The 24,147-nt window shown below is 57.9% G+C and carries 23 protein-coding genes; 17 read left to right on the top strand and 6 right to left on the bottom strand.

Annotation, left to right across the window (positions count from 1 at the left end):
• Positions 1-10: 10 nt before the first annotated feature.
• Entirely contained in the window at positions 11-1,009 is a 999-nt protein-coding gene (fbp, locus tag ABLV66_RS22965) for a class 1 fructose-bisphosphatase (protein ID WP_015368583.1), read from the bottom strand.
• Between the two features lie 174 nt (positions 1,010-1,183).
• Here fbp and mpl point away from each other — a divergent pair, with 174 nt between their 5' ends.
• Both mpl and ABLV66_RS22955 read left to right on the top strand, forming a co-directional pair.
• Positions 1,184-2,557 (top strand): UDP-N-acetylmuramate:L-alanyl-gamma-D-glutamyl-meso-diaminopimelate ligase, encoded by a 1,374-nt coding sequence (mpl, locus tag ABLV66_RS22960; RefSeq protein WP_032709697.1) that lies wholly within the window; start codon positions 1,184-1,186, stop codon positions 2,555-2,557.
• Between the two features lie 68 nt (positions 2,558-2,625).
• A complete protein-coding gene (locus ABLV66_RS22955; RefSeq protein ID WP_315712370.1) occupies positions 2,626-3,147 on the top strand; it encodes a GNAT family N-acetyltransferase in 522 nt (173 codons plus the stop codon).
• Positions 3,148-3,248: 101 nt separating this feature from the next.
• On the opposite strand, the gene yjgA is transcribed toward ABLV66_RS22955, so the two are convergent.
• The gene (gene yjgA, locus ABLV66_RS22950; protein WP_015368580.1) at positions 3,249-3,800 is read right to left on the bottom strand and encodes a ribosome biogenesis factor YjgA; all 552 of its coding nucleotides are present in this window, start codon (positions 3,798-3,800) and stop codon (positions 3,249-3,251) included.
• 94 nt (positions 3,801-3,894) lie between these two features.
• Here yjgA and pmbA point away from each other — a divergent pair, with 94 nt between their 5' ends.
• The 12 genes from pmbA to ABLV66_RS22890 all read left to right on the top strand — a co-directional run bounded on the left by pmbA (position 3,895) and on the right by ABLV66_RS22890 (position 14,825).
• Positions 3,895-5,247 (top strand): metalloprotease PmbA, encoded by a 1,353-nt coding sequence (gene pmbA / locus ABLV66_RS22945; RefSeq protein ID WP_348877053.1) that lies wholly within the window; start codon positions 3,895-3,897, stop codon positions 5,245-5,247.
• 64 nt (positions 5,248-5,311) lie between these two features.
• The gene (gene cybC / locus ABLV66_RS22940; protein WP_015368578.1) at positions 5,312-5,698 is read left to right on the top strand and encodes a cytochrome b562; all 387 of its coding nucleotides are present in this window, start codon (positions 5,312-5,314) and stop codon (positions 5,696-5,698) included.
• Between the two features lie 289 nt (positions 5,699-5,987).
• Positions 5,988-6,326: a PRD domain-containing protein gene (locus ABLV66_RS22935; protein WP_015368577.1), complete on the top strand. Its 339-nt coding sequence runs from the start codon at positions 5,988-5,990 to the stop codon at positions 6,324-6,326.
• Between the two features lie 10 nt (positions 6,327-6,336).
• A complete protein-coding gene (locus tag ABLV66_RS22930; RefSeq protein WP_015368576.1) occupies positions 6,337-6,699 on the top strand; it encodes an SFCGS family glycine-rich protein in 363 nt (120 codons plus the stop codon).
• A gap of 2 nt (positions 6,700-6,701) precedes the next feature.
• A complete protein-coding gene (locus ABLV66_RS22925) occupies positions 6,702-7,001 on the top strand; it encodes a DUF4312 family protein (RefSeq protein ID WP_015368575.1) in 300 nt (99 codons plus the stop codon).
• Between the two features lie 21 nt (positions 7,002-7,022).
• On the top strand, positions 7,023-7,799 hold the full coding sequence (locus ABLV66_RS22920) for a DUF4311 domain-containing protein (RefSeq protein WP_015368574.1): 777 nt from the start codon (positions 7,023-7,025) through the stop codon (positions 7,797-7,799).
• A 13-nt stretch (positions 7,800-7,812) separates the two neighbouring features.
• The gene (locus ABLV66_RS22915; protein WP_015368573.1) at positions 7,813-8,457 is read left to right on the top strand and encodes an EF_0833/AHA_3914 family membrane protein; all 645 of its coding nucleotides are present in this window, start codon (positions 7,813-7,815) and stop codon (positions 8,455-8,457) included.
• A gap of 112 nt (positions 8,458-8,569) precedes the next feature.
• Positions 8,570-9,703 carry an EF_0837/AHA_3915 family putative deacetylase gene (locus tag ABLV66_RS22910; RefSeq protein WP_047046238.1) on the top strand — a complete coding sequence of 378 codons (1,134 nt, stop codon included), beginning with the start codon at positions 8,570-8,572 and terminating at the stop codon, positions 9,701-9,703.
• Entirely contained in the window at positions 9,687-10,805 is a 1,119-nt protein-coding gene (locus tag ABLV66_RS22905; protein WP_315712377.1) for a DgaE family pyridoxal phosphate-dependent ammonia lyase, read from the top strand. Before ABLV66_RS22910 ends, ABLV66_RS22905 begins: the two co-directional genes overlap by 17 nt.
• Positions 10,802-11,542, top strand: coding sequence for a 2-dehydro-3-deoxy-phosphogluconate aldolase (dagF, locus tag ABLV66_RS22900; RefSeq protein ID WP_045394691.1), 741 nt, complete (start codon positions 10,802-10,804; stop codon positions 11,540-11,542). Before ABLV66_RS22905 ends, dagF begins: the two co-directional genes overlap by 4 nt.
• A 198-nt stretch (positions 11,543-11,740) precedes the next feature.
• Entirely contained in the window at positions 11,741-12,892 is a 1,152-nt protein-coding gene (locus ABLV66_RS22895; protein ID WP_045394693.1) for a lactonase family protein, read from the top strand.
• 22 nt (positions 12,893-12,914) lie between these two features.
• Complete coding sequence (locus tag ABLV66_RS22890) at positions 12,915-14,825, top strand: BglG family transcription antiterminator (RefSeq protein WP_045394695.1); 1,911 nt, start codon at positions 12,915-12,917, stop codon at positions 14,823-14,825.
• Between the two features lie 17 nt (positions 14,826-14,842).
• Here ABLV66_RS22890 and nrdG read toward each other — a convergent pair whose 3' ends face one another.
• From nrdG to ABLV66_RS22875, 3 genes are all read right to left on the bottom strand, one after another.
• The gene (gene nrdG, locus ABLV66_RS22885) at positions 14,843-15,307 is read right to left on the bottom strand and encodes an anaerobic ribonucleoside-triphosphate reductase-activating protein (protein WP_045386772.1); all 465 of its coding nucleotides are present in this window, start codon (positions 15,305-15,307) and stop codon (positions 14,843-14,845) included.
• Positions 15,308-15,840: 533 nt separating this feature from the next.
• Entirely contained in the window at positions 15,841-17,979 is a 2,139-nt protein-coding gene (nrdD, locus tag ABLV66_RS22880; protein ID WP_032713553.1) for an anaerobic ribonucleoside-triphosphate reductase, read from the bottom strand.
• A gap of 356 nt (positions 17,980-18,335) precedes the next feature.
• Positions 18,336-19,079: a MurR/RpiR family transcriptional regulator gene (locus ABLV66_RS22875; protein ID WP_348876735.1), complete on the bottom strand. Its 744-nt coding sequence runs from the start codon at positions 19,077-19,079 to the stop codon at positions 18,336-18,338.
• Positions 19,080-19,385: 306 nt separating this feature from the next.
• Between ABLV66_RS22875 and ABLV66_RS22870 the strand changes: the two genes are divergently transcribed.
• From ABLV66_RS22870 to celB, 3 genes are all read left to right on the top strand, one after another.
• A complete protein-coding gene (locus ABLV66_RS22870) occupies positions 19,386-19,649 on the top strand; it encodes a PTS sugar transporter subunit IIB (RefSeq protein ID WP_015368564.1) in 264 nt (87 codons plus the stop codon).
• Between the two features lie 91 nt (positions 19,650-19,740).
• Positions 19,741-21,048 carry a 6-phospho-beta-glucosidase gene (locus ABLV66_RS22865; protein WP_047046225.1) on the top strand — a complete coding sequence of 436 codons (1,308 nt, stop codon included), beginning with the start codon at positions 19,741-19,743 and terminating at the stop codon, positions 21,046-21,048.
• Between the two features lie 25 nt (positions 21,049-21,073).
• A complete protein-coding gene (gene celB, locus ABLV66_RS22860) occupies positions 21,074-22,426 on the top strand; it encodes a PTS cellobiose transporter subunit IIC (RefSeq protein WP_348876736.1) in 1,353 nt (450 codons plus the stop codon).
• A 56-nt stretch (positions 22,427-22,482) separates the two neighbouring features.
• On the opposite strand, the gene treC is transcribed toward celB, so the two are convergent.
• On the bottom strand, positions 22,483-24,138 hold the full coding sequence (gene treC, locus ABLV66_RS22855; RefSeq protein WP_348876737.1) for an alpha,alpha-phosphotrehalase: 1,656 nt from the start codon (positions 24,136-24,138) through the stop codon (positions 22,483-22,485).
• Positions 24,139-24,147: the final 9 nt, after the last annotated feature.

Raw genomic sequence — 24,147 nt, 5'->3', positions numbered from 1 at the left:
AAGGCAGAAATTAAGCGTCCGGGAACTCTTTAATGAAGTTCTCGACGTCTTCTACCATGTGGTCGTTGCCGACAAAGAACGAACGGCGCTGGTGCAGGCTTTCCGGGATGATATCGAGAATACGCTCTTTACCATCGCTGGCTTTGCCGCCCGCCTGTTCCGCCAGCATCGCCATCGGGTTGCATTCGTACAGTAAACGCAGTTTCCCTTGCGGGTGGCTGGCGGTGCTAGGATACAGGTAGATGCCGCCTTTCAGCAGGTTACGGTGGAAGTCGGCCACCAGAGAACCGATATAGCGCGAGGTGTACGGGCGCTGGGTCTCTTTATCTTCTTCCTGGCAGTACTTGATGTACTTCTTCACGCCCATCGGGAACTTGATGTAGTTACCTTCGTTGATGGAGTAGGTTTTGCCTTTCTCCGGGAAGCGCATCCGCTCCTGGCTCAGGCAGAAGACGCCGAGTGACGGGTCGTAGGTAAAGGCGTGCACGCCGCAGCCGGTGGTGTAGACCAGCATGGTGGAGGAGCCGTAAACCACATAACCCGCGGCAACCTGTTTGTTACCCGGCTGCAGGAAGTCTTCTTCGGTGACTGGCGTACCGACCGGCGTGACGCGGCGGTAGATAGAGAAGATAGTCCCCACGGAGACGTTAACGTCAATGTTGGAGGAGCCATCCAGCGGATCCATCAGCACAACGTATTTGGCGTGTTCGCACCCTTCGAAGACCACGATTTCATCTTCTTCTTCCGAGGCGATACCGGCGACGATATCACGTGCGCGCAGTGCAGCTTTTAATTTTTCATTCGCGAACAGGTCCAGCTTCTGCTGAACTTCACCCTGAACGTTTTCCGCACCGCTGGCACCCAGGATATCGACCAGACCGGCCTTATTGATATCGCGGTGGATGATCTTGGCGCCCAGTTTTATTGCCGACAACAAAGCAGTCAGCTCACCGGTAGCGTGGGAGAACTCGTGCTGCTTTTCGACAATAAATTCACCTAACGTTTTCATAACTCGTTCCCTGCATTTTTATGTTGAGTAAAACGAACGCAACAATCTTAACAAATAATAAAAAAACTGCGCACAGGTGAATCGCGCCAGCAAATGCAGATTTGCCTGAAATGCATTTCTCAGGGGGCATACATATGGGTAAAATGCGGGTCAGATTAATGAGGGAAGTAACGAATGCGCATTCATATTTTAGGAATCTGTGGCACGTTTATGGGGGGGCTGGCAATGCTGGCACGTTCCCTCGGGCATCAAGTAACCGGCTCGGATGCTAACGTTTATCCGCCAATGAGCACCCTGCTGGAAAATCAGGGTATCGATCTGATTCAGGGCTACGACGCCAGCCAACTGGACCCGCAGCCGGATCTGGTGATTATCGGTAACGCCATGACCCGCGGTAATCCGTGCGTCGAAGCGGTGCTGGAAAACAACATTCCGTACATGTCCGGCCCGCAGTGGCTGCACGACTTCGTCCTGCGCGACCGCTGGGTGCTGGCCGTTGCCGGTACTCACGGTAAAACCACCACCGCCGGCATGGCGACGTGGATCCTCGAAGCCTGTGGCTATAAGCCGGGCTTCGTTATCGGCGGCGTACCGGGGAACTTCGATGTTTCCGCACGCCTGGGCGACAGCCCGTTCTTCGTGATTGAAGCCGACGAATATGACTGCGCCTTCTTCGACAAGCGTTCTAAGTTCGTTCACTACTGCCCGCGCACGCTGATCCTCAATAACCTTGAGTTTGACCATGCGGATATCTTTGACGACCTGAAAGCGATTCAGAAACAGTTCCACCACCTGGTGCGCATCGTGCCGGGCAAAGGCAAGATTATTCTGCCGGAGAGCGACATCAACCTGAAGCAGGTGATGGCGATGGGCTGCTGGAGCGAACAGGAGCTGGTGGGCGAGCAGGGGCACTGGCAGGCGAAGAAACTCAACGCCGATGCCTCGCAGTGGGAAGTCCTGCTCGACGGCGAAAAGGTCGGCGAGGTGAACTGGGCGCTGGTCGGCGAGCATAATATGCACAACGGCCTGATGGCGATTGCCGCGGCGCGTCATGTCGGCGTGGTGCCGGCGGATGCCGCTAACGCGCTGGGCAGCTTTATCAACGCCCGTCGCCGCCTTGAGCTGCGCGGCGAAGCCAACGGCGTGACCGTCTACGACGATTTTGCCCACCATCCGACGGCCATTCTCGCGACGCTGCAGGCGCTGCGCGGCAAAGTCGGCGGCACCGCGCGTATTCTGGCGGTGCTGGAGCCACGTTCCAACACCATGAAAATGGGCGTCTGTAAAGACGATCTGGCGCCGTCTCTCGGCCGCGCCGATGAAGTCTTCCTGCTGCAGCCGCAGCATATCCCGTGGCAGGTGGCGGAAGTGGCGGAAGCCTGCGTACAGCCGGCGCACTGGAGCGCCGACGTTGATACGCTGGTGGATATGATCGTGAAAACCGCGCATCCGGGCGACCATATTCTGGTGATGAGCAACGGCGGTTTCGGCGGTATTCATCAGAAGCTGCTGGATAAACTGGCGCAAAAAGCGGCCGCGGCAGAGTAAGCGCGAACGCCTCCGGTTACTGCCCTCCGCGTGAGGGCAGTTTTGTTTTCGCCACCAGGGATTGTGTGATGCTGACCTGTGAAAAAGTCATTTCTACCGACTCGCCCCATTTCGCCGCGCTTGACGCGCTGTACGCCCGTGCCTTTCCGTGGCACGAACAGCGTGAAAGCGACGCCAAACTTCAGGCGTTGAGCAACACGCACTATGCGCTGGAAGCGTGGTTTGATAACGGGGTATTTATTGGCCTGAGCGGCTGCTGGCAGTTTGCCGGTTATAGCTATATCGAACATCTGGCGATTGACGACACCCTGCGTTCGCGCGGCTATGGCAAACAGCTGCTGGCGCAGATCCTGACGCGCGCGCCGCTGACTATTCTGGAAATCGATCCGCTCACCAGCGAAATCGCCCATAAACGGCTGCGCTTTTACCAGTCGATGGGATTCCATGCCAATGCCTGGGCGCACCGCCATCCAACCTATCATCAAGGGATCGACGATCATGAACTGCTGGTGTTGAGCTATCCGCAGCCGATCGATGTGGCGCGGTATCAGCAGTTTGCCGAGGATTTAGGGCACGAGGTCATGAGGTAAGGTTTGCGATGCGCTGACCGGAGCTAGCCACCGGATACCGATTCGTAGCCCGGATAAGGCGCAACGCGCCGCCATCCGGGAGATGGCGGTTAGCGTGGGAATTAGCCTTCGTTCTCGGCCAGTTCGCGCAGATACTGGAAGATCAGGCGCGCGGATTTCGGCGGCTTGTTGCCTTCTTTCTCTTTTTTGGCATTGCGGATCAGTGAGCGCAGCTGCTGACGATCAGCGTCTGGCCACAGGTTCAATACCTCTACGACCGCATCATCGCCATTATCAATCAGGCGATCGCGGATTTGTTCCAGCTTATGGAACAGCGCCACCTGCTGGTTGTGACGGTTCTTCAGCTTATCCAGCGCCTGGCGAATCGGATCGACGTCGCGATTACGCAGCATTTTACCAATCAGCTGCAGCTGGCGGCGGCGGCCTTCTTTCTTGATACGCTGGGCGAGTTCAATGGCGTCGCGCAGGTCGGTATCGAGCGGCAGCTTATCCAGCGCGTTCTTACCGAGGTCTACCATTTCCGCGCCAAGACGCTTCAGTTCTTCCGCGTCGCGCTTAATTTCACTCTTGCTGACCCAGATAATTTCATCATCTTCATCTTCAACGTCATCACCGGGCACGTCGTCGAGCCAGTCTTCGGGCTGCTTTGTCATCTCAGGCTCCTTAAAAAAGAGGCTAATGTTACCAGTTAAGGCGCGCACTGAAAAACGGTTCTCTGTTAGACTTCAGTTAACTCCTTCTTACATTATGGCATTAGCAATGAAAGTCATCTCTCAAGTTGCACAGCAGCGTAAGACGCTGGAAGAAGCCGTTAGTACGGCACTGGAACTGGCGGCAGGTAAATCCGACGGTGCGGAAGTCTCCGTTAGCAAGACCACCGGCATCGGCGTCAGCACCCGCTACGGTGAGGTGGAGAATGTTGAATTCAATAGCGACGGCGCGCTTGGCATCACCGTATATCATCAAAACCGTAAAGGCAGCGCCTCTTCGACCGACCTGAGCCCGGACGCTATCGCGCGTACCGTGCAGGCGGCGCTGGATATCGCGCGTTACACTTCGCCGGACCCGTTTGCCGGCGTGGCGGATAAAGAACTGCTGGCCTTTGACGCCCCGGATCTGGACCTGTTCCATCCGGCGGAGGTCTCCCCCGATGAAGCCATCGAGCTGGCCGCCCGCACCGAGCAGGCCGCCCTGCAGGCCGACAAACGCATTACCAATACCGAAGGCGGCAGCTTCAACAGCCACTATGGAATTAAAGTGTTCGGTAACAGCTATGGCATGCTCCAGAGCTATTGCTCTACCCGCCACTCGCTCTCCAGCTGCGTGATTGCCGAAGAAAACGGCGATATGGAACGCGACTACGCCTACACCATTGGCCGCGCCCTTGGCGATTTACAGACCCCGGAGTGGGTCGGCAACGAATGCGCCCGCCGCACCTTGTCGCGCCTGGCGCCGCGTAAGCTGTCGACGATGAAAGCGCCGGTTATCTTCGCCAACGAAGTCGCGACCGGGCTGTTTGGCCATCTGGTCGGGGCGATTGCCGGCGGCGCGGTCTACCGTAAATCGACCTTCCTGCTCGACTCCCTCGGCAAACAGATCCTGCCGGAGTGGCTGACCATCGAAGAACATCCGCATCTGCTGAAGGGGCTGGCTTCCACGCCGTTCGACAGCGAAGGCGTGCGCACCGAACGTCGCGACATCATCAAAGACGGCGTGCTGACCCAGTGGCTACTGACCAACTATTCCGCGCGCAAGCTGGGTATGAAAAGCACCGGCCACGCCGGCGGCATCCATAACTGGCGCATCAACGGCCGCGGCCTGAGTTTTGCAAAGATGCTTAAAGAGATGGGCACCGGGCTTGTGGTCACCGAATTGATGGGGCAGGGTGTCAGTGGCGTGACCGGCGACTACTCGCGCGGCGCATCCGGTTTCTGGGTAGAAAACGGCGAGATTCAGTATCCGGTTAGTGAGATCACCATCGCCGGCAATCTGAAAGAAATGTGGCGTAATATTGTCACCGTCGGCGACGATATCGAAACGCGCAGCAATATTCAGTGTGGTTCCGTGCTGCTGCCGGAGATGAAAATCGCCGGTCAATGACCTGTGTGCCGGGCGCGTCCTGCCGCGCCCGCTTGATATCTTCATAATAAAAAGGAAGTGAGCAATGCGTAAAAAACTGTTAGCGATGCTGGCCGTCTCTGCTTTTGCGCTCGGTTCGGCATCGGCGTTTGCCGACCTTGGCGAAGACATGGACACCCTTGCGGAAAATCTGCAGGTGGTACAGAAAACCTCAGACATTGGCGAGCTGAAAGCGGCGCTGAATAAGATGCGTACTGCTGCGGTTGACGCGCAGAAAGAGACGCCGCCAAAACTGGAAGGCAAAGCGGCCGATAGCCCGGAGATGAAAGATTTCCGCCACGGTCTGGAAACGCTGGTCGGCCAGATCGACGGCGCGCTGAAGTTAGCTGACGCCGGTAAGCTGAAAGAGGCGCAGGCCGCCGCGGAGGACTTCAAAACTACCCGCAATACCTACCATAAGAAGTATCGCTAATCGCCGTTTTCGGGAGGCGTCAGCCGATGTCTCCCGCCTAAAAGCCTACCCGCATCACATTTTTCCCTTTTCTTTTTCCGGTTTTTCCATCGTCGTTTTCCGCTAAACCTCGCGCATTGTTGTGATGCGCATCACGCCATATCGCCTGTTTTTACATTTATCCGGTGAATATGTGGAGTCGATCACCTAAGCCTTCTCCCTTTCCACTTCGAAGTGGAAAACAACTCGCTACAAACTCCTGACCCCCGGCGCTACTTTGGATTCCAGAGACATCAGCGGGGTAACACAAGTGAATAACGGAGCGGTAATAAACGACGTAGGGGAGCAGGCGGCGCAGACCGAACGCCTGGCTGACAAGATGTTACAGCAGGTATTCGCCCTGTTAAGCCGTCACGACATCGTCCCTAACGACGTTCAGGAGCAAATGCTGACTTCCCACGTGCGGGCCATGGCCCACCGGTCAATCAGCGGCGAACCGCTACCGGAAGTGGATGCCAGTCTGTTCGAAGAAATTTCTGAAGATTCAATGATGCTGGCCCGCGAAGTGGTCGCGCAGTTCGGCAACCTGCCTGATGAAGAGGCCTGGTTGCTGTCCGTCCACTTCGAAGTCGCAAAAGAAAACCTGTAAGGAGCAAAACATGGAACAAATCACCGTAGTTATTGGCGACCGTCTGGGTAAAGGACAAAAAGTCGCGGCAGGCGCAGAAAAAGCCGGCGCACGTGCAGTGGTCGTCCCTGGCGTTGCTGCCGATATGAAACTTGGCGACATGATGAAAGCGGAAAACGCCTCTTTCGGCATCTCCTTCTGCGGCAGCGGCGGCGCAGGCGCTATCACCGCGCAGACCAAGTACGGCTACAAAGCAAAATACGGCATGCGTTCTATTGAAGAGGGCGTCACCGCTATCAACGAAGGTTGCAACGTGCTGGGCTTCGGCTTCATGGATAAAGAAGAGCTGGGCGAGCGCCTGGTTGAAGCCTGGAAAAAGAAATACGGCGCATAAGTATGAAAGAGCAATTCACCACCACGGTGAGGGTTGCAGGCAAAGGCGAAAGCAAATCACGGGCCTTCGCCGATGCCCTTAACCATGTGCAGGCTGCGGTGATGAAATCATCATCGCGCATCCTACTGCGTATTGAGCCACAGGACGTGACGGTTGTTCATGCGCGCGAAGCGGTACGAAAAGAGGCGTTTCTGTTCATCTTTTTGCGCCGTGAACGACGGACCTACAGCGTGGAGCTGGACGTCACCGTCAACGTGACCGCCATCGATCTCGATAAAGTGGATTTCGTCACGCAAACCTGATTGTTACCAAAGGGTCAGACTATGTTCCTGATAATTTTAATAAAATCGCTCATCATCGGCGGCCTGGTCGGCGTCGGCGTGGGCGCCGGAGCGGCACGCATGTTTCACGCGCCCACCACGCAAGGGATGGGGGCGTTTCGTACCTTGGGCGAGCTGAATTCCTGCGAAGGCGATCCGGCTTCTCACTTCTCTTTTGGCCTCGGCTTCTTCTTTAACGCCTGGGCCTCTTCCGTTGCAGCAGGCTCCTTCACCCAGGACGTTGACCACCGCATTATCCCGAACTGGGGCGCGGCGGCGTTGATGGTGAAAAATCGTAACGTTGGCGAAACGCTACACGATCCGAAAAAAATGGCCATTGCCTGCGGCATCATCGGCATGATCGTCGTCGCCTTCCTTAACCTGACCGCCTCTTCCGTGCCGGAAGCGCTGCAGGTCACCGCCGTTAAGGTACTGGTTCCGGCGGCAAACCTGCTGGTGAATACCGTGATGCCGGTGATTTTCTGGCTGGCGGCTATCGATGCCGGTAAGAAATCAGGCTTCTGGGCGACGATTTTCGGCGGCGCGGCGCAGCTGATTATGGGTAACGCCGTACCGGGTCTGGTACTGGGGATCCTGATCGGTAAAGGCGTAGAAGAGAGCGGCTGGAACCGGGTAACCAAAGTGATGATGATCGCCATTGTCGCGCTGTTCGTCCTCAGCGGCTTCTTCCGCGGCTTCGACATGAAGATGCTCGAATCCTTCCATCTGACCGTGCCGAACTGGCTGGACATGATCCACAACTCACTCAGCGGCAAGTAACGGGAGCCTGATAATGGAACAGAATAAAGGTTTTTGGTATGCCGACTGGTCGTTCCCGATCTTTGTTGGCCTGCTCTCCTCCGGCGTCTTCGCCGGGACGCACATGTACTACCTGTACGGCATCGGCGCATTTAACGAAGTGGCCTTCGTGGCGATGTTGAAGGCAGGGATTGATACCGGCGCGTACGGCGCGGTGGCGGCATTCGGCGCGAGCTTCCTGTTCGCCCGCATCATCGAAGGTTCGCTGGTGGGGATTCTGGATATCGGCGGCGCCATCCAGACCGGTATCGGCCTCGGCGTGCCGGCGCTACTGCTCGGCGCGGGCTTTGTCTTCCCGGTGGCGAACTTCGCCGCGTCGCTGGCAACCGGCCTGATCCTCGGCCTGGCGGTCGGCTACATCATCATTCTGGCGCGTAAGTTCACCATCAACCAGAGCGACTCCACCTACGGCGCCGACGTGATGATGGGGGCCGGTAATGCCTCCGGCCGCTTCCTCGGTCCATTGATCATCCTCAGCGCGATGACGGCGTCTATTCCTATCGGGATTGGTTCTTTGGTTGGCGCACTGCTGTTCTACATCTGGCAGAAACCGATCACCGGCGGCGCCATCCTCGGCGCGATGATCCTCGGTTCCATCTTCCCGATTGCGATTAGCTAATCGCCCGATGGCGCTGCGCTTATCGGGCCTACAAGTCAGCGCGATTTGTAGGCCGGATAAGGCGGTACGCCGCCATCCGGCAACAGATTCACTCTTTCATCAGGAGATAGCTATGTTTGATTTACTCCTGCGCCGTGCGCGCCTCGTCGACGATACCCTGACTGATATCGCCATCCAGGACGGGAAAATCGCGGCGCTGGGCGAGATTAGCGCGCCCTCCCGTAAGACCATAGAACTGAACGGCAAGGTTTACGTCAGCGCTGGCTGGATTGACTCTCACGTTCACTGCTACCCGAATTCACCGATTTATCATGATGAGCCGGATAGCGTCGGCATCGCCACCGGCGTCACTACCGTGATCGATGCCGGCAGCACCGGCGCCGACGACGTCGATGACTTCTATCAACTGACCCGTAAAGCGGCGACGGAAGTTTATGCGTTGCTCAACATCTCCCGAGTCGGGCTGATTGCGCAGAATGAGCTGGCGAATATGGCCAATATCGACGCCGCCGCGGTGAAGCAGGCGGTGCAGCGTCATCCTGACTTTATCGTCGGCCTGAAGGCGCGGATGAGCAGCAGCGTCGTCGGCGAAAACGGCATCACGCCGCTGGCGCGCGCCAAGGCCATTCAGCAGGAAAACGGCGATCTGCCGCTGATGGTGCACATCGGTAATAACCCGCCGAACCTCGATGAAATCGCCGATCTGCTGAGCAGCGGCGACATCATTACCCACTGCTATAACGGCAAGCCGAACCGCATTCTTAATCCTGCCGGCGAGCTGCGCAGCTCCATTACTCGTGCTCTGCAGCGCGGCGTGCGCCTCGATGTCGGCCACGGTACCGCCAGTTTCAGCTTTGAAGTGGCGCGGCGGGCGATTGCGATGGGCATTCTGCCGCACACCATCAGCTCCGATATTTACTGCCGTAACCGTATCGACGGCCCGGTACGCTCGCTGGCGCTGGTGATGTCGAAATTCCTCGCCATCGGCATGACCCTGCCGCAGGTGATTGACTGCGTGACCGTCAGCGCCGCCGAGGGGCTGCGCCTGGCGCGTAAAGGGCGCCTGGAAGCGGGCTTCGATGCCGATTTAACGCTATTTAGCCTGCAGCATCAGCCCACGTTATTGGTGGATGCTGAAAAAGAGAGCCTGCAGGCTGACAACATTCTGGTGCCGCTGGCCGCGATTCGCGCGGGCAAGGGCTATCTGACCGAACAAGGGAGCGCGGAACATGCCTTCGATTTTTGAGAAATACCATTTAAAACAAGTTATTAATACTTCAGGCCGGATGACGGCGCTGGGCGTCTCCACGCCGCGCCCGGAAGTGGTTGAAGCCGCGATGGCCGGTATGAACCAGTACTTTGAAATGAAAGACCTGGTGAATAAAACCGGCGAGTACATCGCCAAACTGCTGGATGTGGAAGGGGCGACCGTTGTCTCCTGCGCGTCGGCGGGGATTGCCCAGTCGGTAGCGGCGGTGCTGGTGAAAGACAGCGACTGGCTGCTGGAGAACCTGCACGTTACCCCGATTGAAAATAACGAAATCGTGTTGCCGAAGGGCCACAACGTCAACTTTGGCGCGCCGGTAGGCACCATGGTGGCGTTGGGCGGCGGTAAGCTGGTGGAAGCGGGCTACGCCAACGAATGTTCTGCCCAACAGCTGGCGGCGGCGATCACTCCGCGCACCGCGGCGATTTTGTACATCAAATCCCACCACTGCGTGCAGAAAAGCATGCTCAACGTCGCGCAGGCCGCGGAAGTGGCGCGCCAGCATAACTTGCCGCTGATCGTCGATGCGGCGGCGGAAGAAGATTTGCAGTGCTACTACCGTATGGGCGCCGACCTGGTTATCTACAGCGGCGCGAAAGCGATTGAAGGGCCGACCAGCGGGCTGGTCATCGGCAAAACGCAGTACGTCGAGTGGGTTAAGCGCCAGTCGATGGGGATTGGCCGGGCGATGAAAGTGGGTAAAGAGGGCATTCTCGGCCTGACCTGCGCCATTGAACACTACCTGACGGCGACCAAAGAGAGCGGTCAGCAGATGGTGGACAAGATGACGCCGTTTATCGAACAGCTCAACACTCTCAACGGCGTGACCGCGCGGGTGGTGTGGGATAGCGCGGGCCGCGATATTGCTCGTGCCGAAATTAAATTTGATGAAGCGACTACCGGCGTGAATACCGGCGATCTGGTTAACGCGCTGAAGCAGGGCGAATACGCCATTTACTTCCGCGGCTATAAAGCGAATGAAGGCATTATTGAAGCCGATGTCCGCAGCGTGAACGCGCAGCAGCTGGAGGTGGTCTCCCGCCGCATCGTAGAAGTTCTGAATAAGGAGAAAAAAGCATGAAACTGACCCCAAATTTTTACCGTGACCGCGTGTGCCTGAACGTACTGGCGGGCAGCAAAGACAACGCCCGTGAAATTTACGACGCGGCGGAAGGTCACGTACTGGTCGGCGTGCTCTCCAAAAACTATCCGGACGTCGCCAGCGCGGTGGCCGATATGCGTGAATACGCGAAGCTGATTGATAACGCGCTCTCCGTCGGGCTGGGCGCAGGCGATCCAAACCAGTCGGCGATGGTGAGCGAGATTTCTCGCCAGGTGCAGCCGCAGCACGTCAACCAGGTCTTCACCGGCGTGGCTACCAGCCGCGCGCTGCTCGGGCAGAACGAGACCGTGGTGAATGGTTTGGTCTCGCCGACCGGTACGCCGGGAATGGTGAAGATCTCAACCGGCCCGCTGAGCAGCGGCGCGGCGGATGGGATTGTTCCGCTGGAAACCGCCATCGCGCTGTTGAAAGATATGGGCGGCAGCTCTATCAAATACTTCCCGATGGGCGGCCTGAAGCACCGCGCCGAATTTGAAGCCGTCGCCAAAGCCTGCGCTGAACACGATTTCTGGCTGGAGCCGACCGGCGGTATCGATCTGGAAAACTACAGCGAGATCCTGAAAATCGCGCTGGATGCCGGCGTGAGTAAAATCATCCCGCATATTTACAGCTCGATTATCGATAAAGCCAGCGGCAACACCCGCCCGGCCGATGTTCGCCAGTTGCTGGAGATGACCAAACAGTTAGTGAAGTAGTGCCATTGTCCCTCACCCTAACCCTCTCCCAAAGGGAGAGGGGACCGTCCGGTTTTCTCCCTCTCCCTCAGGGAGAGGGGACCATCTGGTTTTCTCTCTCTCCTTTGGGAGAGGGGACCATCTGGTTTTCTCCCTCTCCCTTTGGGAGAGGGCCGGGGTGAGGGGAAACTTATCCCACCGAACCATCAAGGAGTTACCATGCCAACCGCTCGTCACCTGCTTGTTGCTTCACTGTCTTTGCTTGCCGCCGGCGCCGCCGCGCAAACCCACTACGCCTGGATTGGCACCTATAATCCTAATGGCGAAGGTCTGTATCGCTTTACCGTCGATGCCAAAACCGGCGCCCTGCGCGATAAGGCGCTGGTGAGCTCGTTGCCGAACGTCGCGCAGCTGACCGTGTCGCGCGATGGCAAAACGCTGTATGCCGCCAGTGAAGTCGAAAAAGGCGTGGTGCAGGCGTGGCGAATTGACAAGAACGGCGAGCTGGCGGAACTCAACCAGGTTGCCTCCGGCGGCGCCGGGCCGGTGTATCTCTCCCTGACGCCGGATGGTAAATACCTGCTGGTCGCCAACTACGTTAGCGGCAGCACCGCTGTGCTACCGGTGAAAGAAGATGGTAGCCTGGGCGAGGCGGTGGATGTGCATCAGGATGAAGGTCCGGCCGGCGCCGAACGTCCGGCGGCGGCCGTCGAGGGCAGCTTTGCCATTAGCGATCACAATGGCCCGCACGCCCATATGATCGCCGCCGATCCCAGCGGGAAGTTTGTTTACTCCACCGATCTGGGGCTGGATCGGATCTATCAGTACCGTCTGGATAGCGCCAGCGGCAAACTGACGCCAAACGATCCGCCGTTTATCGCCGCCTCGTCGCCGGGCGCCGGCCCGCGGCACTTCGTCTTTACGCCAAAGGGCGACGGCCTGTGGCTGATTAACGAAGAAGCGTCGACGCTAACCTTCTATCATCTTGATAAGCAAAGCGGCCTGCTGCGCGAAGGCAAAACCGTCTCCGCGCTGCCAAAAGAGTATAAGGGCACCAGCTTTGCCGCCGGCCTTGTGCTGAGCAACGATGGCAAACAGCTATACGTCGCCAACCGCCTGCATAACAGCATTGCCCACTTTAGCGTGCTGGCTGACGGCAGCCTGAGCCACCAGGAGGATATCTGGACGCGCGGGGATTACCCCCGTACGCTGACCCTGGATAATCAGGGGCAGTGGCTGTACGTCATGAACCAGCGTAGCGATAATATTACCCGTTTTAGCGTGGCGCCGAAGGATGGCAAATTAACCTTTGCCTCAGACTACACGCCGGTCGGTAGCCCATCGCAGATGGTGATATCCGCCCAACCCTGAGCCGTAACAACAAGGAACTGACATGCGATTTCCCAACCAACGCTTAGCGCAACTCTTCACCCTGCTGCGAAATGAAACGCTGCCGCAGGATGAACTGGCGCAGCGGCTGTCGGTTTCTACCCGTACCGTGCGCGCCGATATTACCGCGCTGAATGCGCTGCTGGCGCAGTATGGCGCGCAGTTTACGCTCAACCGCGGTAGCGGTTATCAGCTGAAGATTGACGACCGATCGCGTTTTCAGGCGCTGGAGGAGACGGCGCCGAAGACGCAGCACGTGCCGCGTACCGCCCAGGAGCGCATCCACTTTTTGCTGGTGCGTTTCCTGACCTCGGCATTCTCTATCAAGCTGGAAGATCTGGCCGATGAATGGTTCATCAGCCGCGCCACGCTGCAGAATGATATGGTCGAGGTGCGCGAGCGCTTCCAGCGCTATCAGCTTACCCTCGAAACCCGCCCGCGCCACGGCATGAAGCTGTTCGGCAGCGAGGTATCGATTCGCGCCTGCCTGACCGATCTACTGTGGGAGCTGACGCTGCAGGGCGGCATTAATCCGTTGATTAGCGCCGAGGCGCTGGAAGCGGATGTCCCGGCGCAACTGGAGCCGGTGCTGCAGGAGACGCTCACGCGGCATCATATTCGCCTCACCGATGTCGGCGAGCGTTTTATCTGCCTGTACGGCGCGGTCGTGGTGCGCCGCGTTAGTGAAGGCTATCCGCTGGCCGATTTTAGCGCTGAAGATGTGGCGCAAAACGTCCGCGACGCCGCGCGCGACTTGGCGGGAGAGCTACAGCGGTTGGCCGGGAAACCCTTCTCGCCCGCCGAGGAAGAGTGGCTGTGCGTGCATATTGCCGCCCGCCAGGTACAGGATGTCGATCCGGAAACCATCAGCGCCGACGATGACGAAGCGCTGGTAAATTACATTCTGCGTTACATTAACAGCCAATATAACTATAACCTGCTGGAAGACGCCCAGCTGCACGCCGATCTGCTGACCCACATTAAGACCATGATCACCCGCGTGCGCTATCAGATAATGATCCCCAATCCGCTGCTCGATAACATCAAACAGCACTATCCGATGGCATGGGATATGACCCTCGCCGCGGTATCGAGCTGGGGCAAATACACGCCTTATACCATCAGCGAAAACGAAATCGGCTTTCTGGTGCTGCATATCGGCGTCGGGCTGGAACGCCACTACAACATCGGCTACCAGCGCCAGCCGCACGTGCTGCTGGTGTGCGATACCAGCAATGCGATGGTGCGGATGATCGAAGCGATCCTGCAGCGTAAATATCCGCAACTGGAGATCGCCGCCACCATTTCCCAGCGCGAGTACGAACAGCGAGAAGCGATCGATGAGGATTTTGTTATCTCAACGGTGCGGATCGGCGAGAAAGACAAACCGGTGGTGACCATCGCGCCGTTCCCCACCGATTACCAGTTAGATCAGATTGGCAAGTTGGTGCTGGTGGATCGCACCCGTCCGTGGATGTTGAATAAGTACTTCGATGCCGCCCACTTCCGGGTGATCGATAAGCCGATAGATCAGCAAACGCTGTTCGCCGAGCTGTGTCAGCAGCTGCAGCAGGAGGGTTTTGTCGATGCGGAGTTTCATGATTCGGTGGTCGAGCGTGAAGCGATCGTCAGTACCATGCTGGGCGATGGCATTGCGCTGCCGCACGCCCTCGGTCTGTTAGCGAAAAAGACGGTGGTCTATACCGTTATTGCTCCGCAGGGCATCGCCTGGGGCGACGAAATCGCCCATATCATTTTCCTGCTCGCTATCAGCAAGAGCGAGTATGAAGAGGCGATGGCGATCTACGATATTTTCGTGACGTTCCTGCGCGAGCGGGCCATGAGCCGCCTCGCCGCGACCCGCAGCTTCGATGAGTTTAAAACGGTGGCCATGGAGTGCGTCAGCCGGTTTTGAGAGGCTGACGGAGGGGATTAACGCAAATGATGCACGACCTGGTTGCTGCTGCCGCGCCAGATAAGCGCCGGGTCTTTTAAATCCTGCACAAACTTACCGTCGACCAGCACGTTAATCAGGTTCACGACTTCCATCTGCTCAGCGTTCAGTTCATCAATCTTATAGCCGGTCCAGACCCAGATATCTTTACCGGGGCATTCGGCGCGTACGCGCTGCACCAGTTTGAGGATCTCCGCGACGTTTTGCGGATGCAGCGGATCGCCACCGGAGAGTGAAAGCCCCTGGCGTTTGATGCGGGTATCGTTGAGGTCGGCAATGATGCGGTCGGCCATCCCGGTCGTGAACGGCATGCCGGAATTCACCCGCCAGGTGCTTTTGTTGTAGCAGCCGGGGCACTCGTGGACGCAGCCGGAGACAAACAGGGTGCAGCGGGTGCCGGGGCCGTTGACGATGTCGACGGGGTAGTATTGGTGATAATTCATTTTCGCTTCTCAATTAACGTCATAGCGGCGTTGGCTGCGCTCACTCACCCCAGTCACGTACTGAATGTACGCTCCTGGAGATTCCTTCGTTTGCCGCCTTGCTCTGACGTTAATTGCTTTGCGAAAACGCAGGCGTGCGGCCATTTCCCGGCGTCGCTGCGCTCGGCCGGGCTACCAGGGGCTGATACCCTCACCCCGGCCCTCTCCCAAGGGGAGAGGGGGAAAACCAGCGCCGGGCTTGAACGGTTCCCACTCCCAAGGGGAGAGGGGGAAAACCAGCGCCGTGCTTGAACGGTTCCCTCTCCCACGGGGAGAGGGGGAAAACCAGCGCCGGGCTCAACGCCGTGCTCGAACGGTTCCCTCTCCCACGGGGAGAGGGGGAAAACCAGCGCCGGGCTCAACGCCGTGCTTGAACGGTTCCCACTCCCACGGGGAGAGGGGGAAAACCAGCGCCGGGCTCAACGCCGTGCTTGAACGGTTCCCTCTCCCTTGAGGGAGAGGGTTAGGGTGAGGGTGAGAACCCTGTGCAGAACTTAACCGATCTGCCCATTGCCCAGGTGCTTCACGCGGCGCTTCACTTCTTCCTGCTTGCCGGCGTTGAACGGACGCGCGTCCGGGCTGCCGAGATAACCGCATACCCGGCGGGTCACCGATACGCGGGCGGCGTCGTGGTTGCCGCATTTCGGGCAGGTAAAGCCCTTGCTCGTGCACTCGAACTCGCCGGTATACCCGCACTCGTAGCATTCATCGATCGGCGTATTGGTGCCGTAATACGGTACGTGCTGATAGCTGTAATCCCATACGTCTTCCAGCGCCTTGAGGTTATGCTGGATATTCGGATATTCGCCGTAGCAAATGAAGCCGCCGTTGGCCAGCGGCGGATACGGCGCTTCAAAATCGATCTTGTCGTACGGGTTAACCTTCTTCTCGACGTCGAGATGGAAGCTGTTGGTGTAGTAGCCTTTTTCGGTCACGCCCGGTACCACGCCGAATTCGGCGGTATCGAGGCGGCAGAAGCGATCGCACAGGTTTTCGCTCGGCGTGCTGTACAGGCTGAAGCCGTAGCCGGTCTCTTCCTTCCACTGTTCAACGGCGTCGCGCAGACGCTGCACGATGGCGATGCCTTTTTCACGCAGCGCTTCGCTATCGTACATATGCTGATTGTTGTACAGCGCGTTGATGGTCTCGTGAATCCCGATGTAGCCCAGGGAAATGGACGCGCGGCCGTTCTTGAAAATTTCCGCGACGTCGTCGTCGGCTTTCAGACGTACGCCGCAGGCGCCTTCCATATACAGAATTGGCGCGACGCGGGCTTTCACCCCTTCCAGACGAGCTATACGGGTCATCAGCGCTTTGCGCGCCAGCAGCAGGCGCTCGTCCAGCAGCGTCCAGAAGGCGGCTTCGTCGCCTTTCGCTTCCAGCGCGATACGCGGCAGGTTCAGGCTGATAACGCCGAGGTTGTTGCGCCCATCATGTACCTGTTCGCCGTTCTCGTTTTCCCACACGCCGAGGAAACTGCGGCAGCCCATCGGCGTTTTAAACGACCCGGTAACTTTCACTACCTGATCGTAGTTGAGAATATCCGGGTACATGCGCTTGCTGGCGCACTCTAACGCCAGCTGTTTGATGTCATAGTTCGCATCGCCGAATTTATGGTTCAGGCCGTCGCGAATGGCGAAGACCAGTTTCGGGAATACCGCCGTTTTGCGGTTTTTGCCGAGACCGGCGATGCGGTTGCGCAGAATCGACTGCTGGATCAGGCGCGACTCCCAGCTGGTGCCGAGGCCAAAACCAAAGGTGACGAATGGCGTCTGGCCGTTGGCGGTATGCAGCGTGTTGACCTCATACTCCAGCGACTGGAACGCGTCGTAGCACTCTTTTTCGGTCCGCGTACGGGCATAGCCTTCGGCATCCGGGATCTGCCACTCTTCGGCAATTTTACGATGCTTTTTGAAGCTCTCGGTGACGAACGGCGCCAGCACTTCATCGATCCGGTTAATGGTGGTGCCGCCGTAAATATGGCTGGCGACCTGGGCGATAATCTGCGCCGTGACCGCGGTGGCGGTAGAGATAGACTTCGGCGGCTCAATTTCGGCATTGCCCATTTTAAAGCCGTGCGTCAGCATGCCTTTCAGGTCGATCAGCATGCAGTTGAACATCGGGAAGAACGGCGAATAGTCGAGATCGTGGTAGTGGATCTCGCCGCGCTCGTGCGCCTGTACGACATCGCGCGGCAGCAGATGCTGACGGGCATAGTGTTTGGCCACGATACCGGCCAGCAGATCGCGCTGGGTCGGGATCACTTTACTGTCTTTGTTGGCGTTCTCGTTGAGCAGCGATGAGTTGGTTTGCTCGACCAGACCGCGAATTTCCTGGTTCAGGCGGCCGCGCTTTTCACGCTCGATATCGCGATCGTGGCGATATTCGATATAGGCGCGCGCCAGCTGTTTCCACGGGCCGGACATCAACTGGTTTTCCACGGCGGTCTGGATATCGTTGATATCGACCTGCGCGCGGCCCTGCATTTGCTGGCTAACGACTTCTGCGACGGTGGCGCAATAGTCTGCGTCATCGACTCCCGCTGCTTTAGCTGCACGCAGAATTGCTTCTTTAATGCGCTCTGACTTGAACGGCACTTTACAGCCATCACGTTTCATCACATGCGGTGTCATGATCACTCCATATATAGAACAGGTTATCCACAGAGGCGGAAGGTCTCCCAAAAGCGCGCCACGCTACGACTAGCGGCGTTTGCCTTCGGATCCGGCCCTTTTTATCCACATCTCATCACCGCCCAACAACGACAAGATATGGTGACATAATAGACGATTAATACAATATGTAGGGCCGGGGCGCATTTTAAGTTCTATATGTAGTGATTTGCATCAAAGATGTTTGCGATTTTATTGACCCAGAACAAGGTAAAAAGGTGAGAGTACGGATGATGGGCGCTGGCGTAAATGTAAATTTAGGCGCTTAAAATATAAGCAAAAATTGGGCCCGAACGCTAAAGGAACGGGCAAAACATTCAGGCTATCAATGTATCGTTAAGCAGATCGACCAGCAGTAGCAGGGCGTAGCGGGCATGTTGCGGGTTGGCGGGCAGCGGAAGCACGGCGCTGGCCATATCGGCCAGCGCATGCTGTTCCGGGGTCAGTGCGATAATCGTCACTCCCTGCGTACGCGCCTGCAGCGTCGCGCTCTGTAATACCGTACTGGCTTCGGCGGTGGCCAGCACCAGCAGTAGATGATCGTCGTTGAGGGTACTGGCGGTCATTCGCATCAGCGCCGCCTCCTGACAGAGATTAATCGCGATGCCGGATGGCAGCAGCTGGTGCTGCAGCAGCGCCGCCAGCGCCACGTCCTGGGTGCCGAGGGCGAAGCAATGCACCGCGCGAGCGCTCAGCAGGCGCGATTTGCACTTTTCCACCGCCGCTTCGGCGGTGTGCCCGAGCTGGCGGGTTAGCGTATCGCCGAGGCTGCTAAGTTTGTCGCGCCAGGCGACGGGCAGGGCGGCGCTATCCGGCGTGAGCCAGCTGGCGCGCCGTTCACTGGCCTGCGCCAGCTGTTTACGTAAATCACGAATATCATCACAGCCCACTGAACGGGCGAAGCGGGTGATGGTGGCCGGGCTGACCCCCGCGCTGGCGGCCAGTTCGTCAATGGAGGCGCTGGCGGTAAAGCTAAGATTTTCCAGAATAAAGGCGGCGACGCGCGACTCCTGAGCGCTAAAGCGGATCAATCCTTCCTGTAGCTGACCTACGATATCCATCCTGATGTTCCCTTTGGCAGTACCCGGAATTGAAAATATTTTTCACGTAGTGAATAGCCGTTTTTATAGCATCTGCGCAGGCGATTTCCTATATCTGGCGTCGATGTTTGGCAATGACATGAGGAAATAATGCGCAAAAATTGAGCCTCGATCACATCGGTGAAAATTATTTTCATATAGCCTTCACTATCACACAATATTAACAATATAGTCGCACAGGTCGTGAAGGCTGAAGCGATAAACACGCAAAGGGGAAGCGCAATGCCACGAATCGTACTCTGTTGTGCCGCAGGCATGTCGACCAGCATGCTGGTAAATAAAATGAAAGCGGAAGCCCAGCAGCGCGCGCTGGCGCTGGAAATCTACGCGGTGGCGGTGGCGGAATTTGAACGTGAACTGCCGAACGCCGATGTCATCCTCCTCGGACCGCAGGTCAAATACGAAGCCGGACGGCTAACCGCGCTGGCGGCGCCGCAGGGCAAAGCGGTAGCGGTGATCGATATGGCCGACTACGGCATGATGCGCGGCGCCGCGGTGCTGGATAAAGCGCTGGCCCTGCTCGAACGCTAATTTACTAATCCCGTTTTTTATCACCCTCACGTGCGGTCCTGGCGATCGCGCGCGGCGATCTGCATGCCGAAAAATGCGAATAGAGGTCACTATGCAAGCACTGAAAATCGCCGTTATCGGCGGCGGCAGCAGCTACACGCCGGAGCTTATTGAAGGGATTATCGTTCGTTATGAGCAGCTTCCGGTCACCGAACTGGCGCTGGTGGATGTCGAATCCGGCAGGGAAAAGGTTGAGATCATTGCCGCGCTGGCCCGGCGGATGTTGAAACATAAAGGGCTGGAGCAGGTGGCGGTCAGCGTCCACTTTACGCTCGATGAGGCGATCCGCGGCGCCAGCTTTGTGCTGACGCAGCTACGCGTCGGGCAACTGGCGGCGCGCGCCGCCGATGAACGGCTGGGTCTCAAATATCATCTATTGGGCCAGGAGACCACCGGCGTCGGCGGTTTCGCCAAGGCGCTGCGGACGATCCCGGTGATCCTCGATGTTGCGCGCAAAGTGGAACAACTGGCGCCGGAAGCGTTCATTCTTAACTTTACCAACCCGGCGGGGATCGTCACCGAGGCGGTCAGCCGCTACAGCAAGGCGAAGATCATCGGCCTGTGCAACGTACCGATCAACATGCAGCACATGATCGTCGGCATGTTGGGCGCGCAGGAGTCCGAAGTGAAACTGCGCTTTGCCGGGCTCAACCATATGGTCTGGGTGCATAAGGTGCTACAGGGGCGCGAGGATGTCACCGGTAAAGTGATCGATATGCTGTGCGACGGTAAGGCGCTGTCGATGAACAACATTAAAGAACTGCCGTGGCCGGCGGAATTCCTCCGCGCGCTGAAGGCGATTCCGTGCCCTTATCATCGCTATTTCTGGCTGACGCCGGCGATGCTGGCGGAAGAGATCGCCGCAGCGAAAACCAAAGGCACCCGCGCCGAGCAGGTGATGAAGGTCGAGCAGGAGCTGTTTGCGCTGTACGCCGACCCGCAGCTGGAAGAAAAACCAGAGCAACTGAGCTTTCGCGGCGGCGCTTACTACTCGGAAGTGGCCGTTGAGCTTATCAACGCGATTCACAACAACCTGGGCGCGGAGATGGTGGTAAACACCCGCAACAACGGCGCGATTCACGGCCTGGATGATGATGCGGTGGTGGAAACCAACAGCATTATTGATGCGCAAGGGGCACGGCCGCTGGCGTTCGGCCCGCTGCCGCCGGCGATGAACGGCCTGACGCAGCAGGTGAAAGCCTTTGAACGGCTGACGATTGAAGCCGCGGTACACGGCTGCCGCGAGAGCGCGCTGCTGGCGCTGGTGGCTAACCCGCTGGTCGGTAACGTCACCGATGCCCAGGCGCTGCTGGATGAAGTGTTAACGATAAACCGTCAATGGCTGACGCAATTTAACTGACCGCTATTTCCCTCGGGAGCACACCATGTCGAATACAAGCTGGATTGAACGTTACGTCATGCCGGCGGCGCTGAAAATCGCCGGGCAAAAGCACGTCCTGTCGGTACGCGATGGCATCATTCTGAATATGCCGTTTATGCTGATTGGCTCGTTTTTCCTGATTTTCGCCTACCTGCCGATCCCCGGCTATGCCGACATGATGAGCGGCCTGTTTGGCGAGGTCTGGCGCGATAAAATGCTGTACCCGGTGAAAGCGACCTACGACATTATGGCGCTGATTTCCAGCTTCGGCATCGCCTATCGGCTGGCTGAGAAGTACCGCACTATCGACCCGCTGAGCGCCGGGGCGATGTCGTTGGTGGCTTTTGTGATGACTATCCCGCAAAACACCCTGTTTACCCCGGTACACGGCGCGGCGGAGGTGATTAAAGGAGTGATCCCGGTGAGCATGGTCGGCAGCCAGGGGTTGTTTGTCGCTATTGTCATTTCGCTGCTGTCGACGGAGATTTATCGTTTGGTCGCCAGTCGCAATCTCGTTATCCGCATGCCGGACGGCGTGCCGCCGGCAGTGGCGAAATCATTCCTCGCGCTGATCCCTGGTTTTTGCGTACTGGCGGTGGTGCTGGCGCTGCGCCTGGCGGTTGAGGCCTCGCCGTTCGGCGACATCAACAGCATGATCGCCACCCTGATCGGTATTCCGATGCATCACGTCGGCGGTACGCTGCCGGGGATGATTATTTCGGTGATTGTGATCGGTATTTTGTGGACGCTGGGCCTGCACGGCGACGCGATTGTGCTGGTATTTATCCAGCCGGTGTGGCTGTCGAATATGTCAGAGAACCTGACGGCCTTTCAGAACGGCCAGCCGATCCCGCATATTATTACCCAGCAATTTTACGACCTGTGGATTGCGCCCGGCGGCACCGGCGCGCTGCTGGGGCTGGTGATTTTTATGTTGCTGCGCAGCCGTAGTCAGCAGATGAAACAGCTGGGGAAAATTGCCGCGCCGGGAGCGTTGTTTAACATCAGCGAGCCGATGGTGTTTGGCATCCCGCTGGTGATGAACCCCTACTTCTTCCTGCCGTTTATTTTAACGCCGGTGCTGCTGGTGATCGTGTCCTATACCGCGATGGCGACCGGGCTGGTGGCGCCGCCGGCCGGAATCGCGCTGCCGTTCACCACGCCGATTTTCATCAGCGGCTATCTGGCGACCGGCGGCCATATTTCCGGCACCGTACTGCAGGTAGTGAATTTAACTATTTCGCTGGTGATCTACTATCCGTTCTTCCGCGCCTGGGATCGGCTGAAGGCCAAAGAGGAGCATGCCTCAGCGCAGCCGCAGGAGAGCGTTATCCTTCCAGACGCTGACCGCGCGTAATCTCCAGTGCCACGAACCGGTAGCCCCGGTGAGCGTAGCGCCACCGGGGAAAAGCTTTACGCCTGCACCCACCATACCGCTTCGAACGGCCGCAGCGTCATTGCCGCCGGACGGTTGGCCGTTTCCGCATAGTTGCCAATCAGCGCCCGCCAGTCGCCGGACATCTCCGGCGGCTGCCACGGCTGGAACTCACGGCTCAGGTTGGCGGCCACCACCAGCGTCTGCCCCTGCCACTGGCGGCGATAACACCACAGCGACGGATGGTCCGGCAGCAGATCCTGATAATCCCCCCAGGTCAGCACCGGCGTGGTTTTTCGCAGCGCGATCAGCTGCTGATAGGTGTAAAACACCGATTCCGGATCCGCTAGCGCCGCCTCGACGTTAATCTCGCGATAGTTATCACCCAACGCGATCCAGGGTTCTCCATCGCTGAAGCCACCGTTCTCGCCGTCGTGCCACGGCATCGGTGTGCGGCTATTGTCGCGCGATTTGCTGGCCAGAATCGCCAGCAGTTCATCCGGGCTTTGCCCCTGCGCCGCGCGCTCGATAAACATATTATGGCTTTCCACGTCGCGATAATCGCTAATGTTGCTGAAATGCGGGTTGGTCATGCCAATCTCTTCGCCCTGATAGATATAGGGCGTGCCCTGCATGCCGTGCAGTACCATCGCCAGCATCTTCGCCGCCGGCACCCGGTACTCGCCCTCGTCGCCGAAGCGCGACACGATGCGCGGCTGATCGTGGTTACACCAGAACAGCGCATTCCATGCCCGGTTATGCATCCCTTGCTGCCAGTGGCGGAATAGCGCTTTCAGCGCCACGTAGTCCGGACGGGCGAGGGTCCATTTTTCGCCGCCGGGATAATCGACTTTTAAGTGATGAAAATTAAACGTCATCGACAGTTCGCGTCCGTCCAGCGCGGCGTATTGCTGGCAGTGCTCAAGCGAAGTGGAAGACATTTCGCCGACGGTCATCAGGCCACGAGGGGTAAAGACATCGCGGCTCATTTCCTGCAGGAACTCGTGAACTCGCGGGCCATCGGTATAGAAGCGACGTCCATCGCCAACGCTATCGGACGGGAAGTTCTGATCCTTGGAGATAAGATTGATGACATCAAGGCGCAGGCCATCAACGCCGCGATCGGCCCAGAACTCGCAGACTTTTTTCAGCTCGGCGCGTACCGCCGGGTTTTCCCAGTTGAGATCCGCCTGCTCGGTGGCGAAAAGATGCAAATAATACTGTTCGCTTTCCGCATGCCACTGCCAGGCGTTACCGCCGAATTTCGAACGCCAGTTATTCGGCAATGTTCCCGGCTCGCCGCCGCGCCAGATATAGAACTGGCGATACGGGCTCGCCTTATTTAACGACTGGCGGAACCATTCGTGTTCCGTCGAGGTATGGTTAAACACCATATCCAGCACGATGCGGATACCGCGCGCTTTCGCTCCGGCGACCAGTTGGTCGAAATCTTCCAGCGTGCCGTAAGAGGGATCGATAGCGGTGTAGTTCGCCACGTCATAGCCGTTATCCACCTGCGGCGAGACGTAGAACGGCGTCAGCCAGATAGCGTCGACGCCGAGCTTTTTCAAGTAGTCGAGACGGGCGGTGACGCCGCGTAAATCGCCGGTACCGCTGCCGGTGGTGTCCTGAAAACTCTTCGGGTAGATTTGATAAATAACGCCGTTTTGCCACCAGCGGGGAAGGGTATTCATATTACGTTC

The sequence above is a fragment of the Klebsiella sp. CN_Kp073 genome (assembly GCF_040065495.2).
GTDB classification, from domain to species: domain Bacteria; phylum Pseudomonadota; class Gammaproteobacteria; order Enterobacterales; family Enterobacteriaceae; genus Klebsiella; species Klebsiella aerogenes.
Note: the sequence above shows the minus strand (reverse complement) of the source record. Positions and strands in the feature narration are given on the sequence as shown.

Excerpts from the sequence above, each read along its gene's own strand:
- mpl (WP_032709697.1), top strand. The coding sequence starts at position 1,184 with ATGCGCATTCATATTTTAGGAATCTGTGGCACGTTTATGGGGGGGCTG.
- ABLV66_RS22870 (WP_015368564.1), top strand. The coding sequence starts at position 19,386 with ATGCTGGTAAATAAAATGAAAGCGGAAGCCCAGCAGCGCGCGCTGGCG.
- ABLV66_RS22930 (WP_015368576.1), top strand. The coding sequence starts at position 6,337 with ATGGAACAAATCACCGTAGTTATTGGCGACCGTCTGGGTAAAGGACAA.
- nrdD (WP_032713553.1), bottom strand. The coding sequence starts at position 17,979 with ATGACACCGCATGTGATGAAACGTGATGGCTGTAAAGTGCCGTTCAAG.
- ABLV66_RS22915 (WP_015368573.1), top strand. The coding sequence starts at position 7,813 with ATGGAACAGAATAAAGGTTTTTGGTATGCCGACTGGTCGTTCCCGATC.
- nrdG (WP_045386772.1), bottom strand. The coding sequence starts at position 15,307 with ATGAATTATCACCAATACTACCCCGTCGACATCGTCAACGGCCCCGGC.
- ABLV66_RS22875 (WP_348876735.1), bottom strand. The coding sequence starts at position 19,079 with ATGGATATCGTAGGTCAGCTACAGGAAGGATTGATCCGCTTTAGCGCT.
- treC (WP_348876737.1), bottom strand. The coding sequence starts at position 24,138 with ATGAATACCCTTCCCCGCTGGTGGCAAAACGGCGTTATTTATCAAATC.
- pmbA (WP_348877053.1), top strand. The coding sequence starts at position 3,895 with ATGGCATTAGCAATGAAAGTCATCTCTCAAGTTGCACAGCAGCGTAAG.
- ABLV66_RS22925 (WP_015368575.1), top strand. The coding sequence starts at position 6,702 with ATGAAAGAGCAATTCACCACCACGGTGAGGGTTGCAGGCAAAGGCGAA.
- dagF (WP_045394691.1), top strand. The coding sequence starts at position 10,802 with ATGAAACTGACCCCAAATTTTTACCGTGACCGCGTGTGCCTGAACGTA.
- yjgA (WP_015368580.1), bottom strand. The coding sequence starts at position 3,800 with ATGACAAAGCAGCCCGAAGACTGGCTCGACGACGTGCCCGGTGATGAC.
- fbp (WP_015368583.1), bottom strand. The coding sequence starts at position 1,009 with ATGAAAACGTTAGGTGAATTTATTGTCGAAAAGCAGCACGAGTTCTCC.
- ABLV66_RS22920 (WP_015368574.1), top strand. The coding sequence starts at position 7,023 with ATGTTCCTGATAATTTTAATAAAATCGCTCATCATCGGCGGCCTGGTC.
- ABLV66_RS22895 (WP_045394693.1), top strand. The coding sequence starts at position 11,741 with ATGCCAACCGCTCGTCACCTGCTTGTTGCTTCACTGTCTTTGCTTGCC.
- ABLV66_RS22865 (WP_047046225.1), top strand. The coding sequence starts at position 19,741 with ATGCAAGCACTGAAAATCGCCGTTATCGGCGGCGGCAGCAGCTACACG.
- ABLV66_RS22905 (WP_315712377.1), top strand. The coding sequence starts at position 9,687 with ATGCCTTCGATTTTTGAGAAATACCATTTAAAACAAGTTATTAATACT.
- celB (WP_348876736.1), top strand. The coding sequence starts at position 21,074 with ATGTCGAATACAAGCTGGATTGAACGTTACGTCATGCCGGCGGCGCTG.
- ABLV66_RS22955 (WP_315712370.1), top strand. The coding sequence starts at position 2,626 with ATGCTGACCTGTGAAAAAGTCATTTCTACCGACTCGCCCCATTTCGCC.
- cybC (WP_015368578.1), top strand. The coding sequence starts at position 5,312 with ATGCGTAAAAAACTGTTAGCGATGCTGGCCGTCTCTGCTTTTGCGCTC.
- ABLV66_RS22890 (WP_045394695.1), top strand. The coding sequence starts at position 12,915 with ATGCGATTTCCCAACCAACGCTTAGCGCAACTCTTCACCCTGCTGCGA.
- ABLV66_RS22910 (WP_047046238.1), top strand. The coding sequence starts at position 8,570 with ATGTTTGATTTACTCCTGCGCCGTGCGCGCCTCGTCGACGATACCCTG.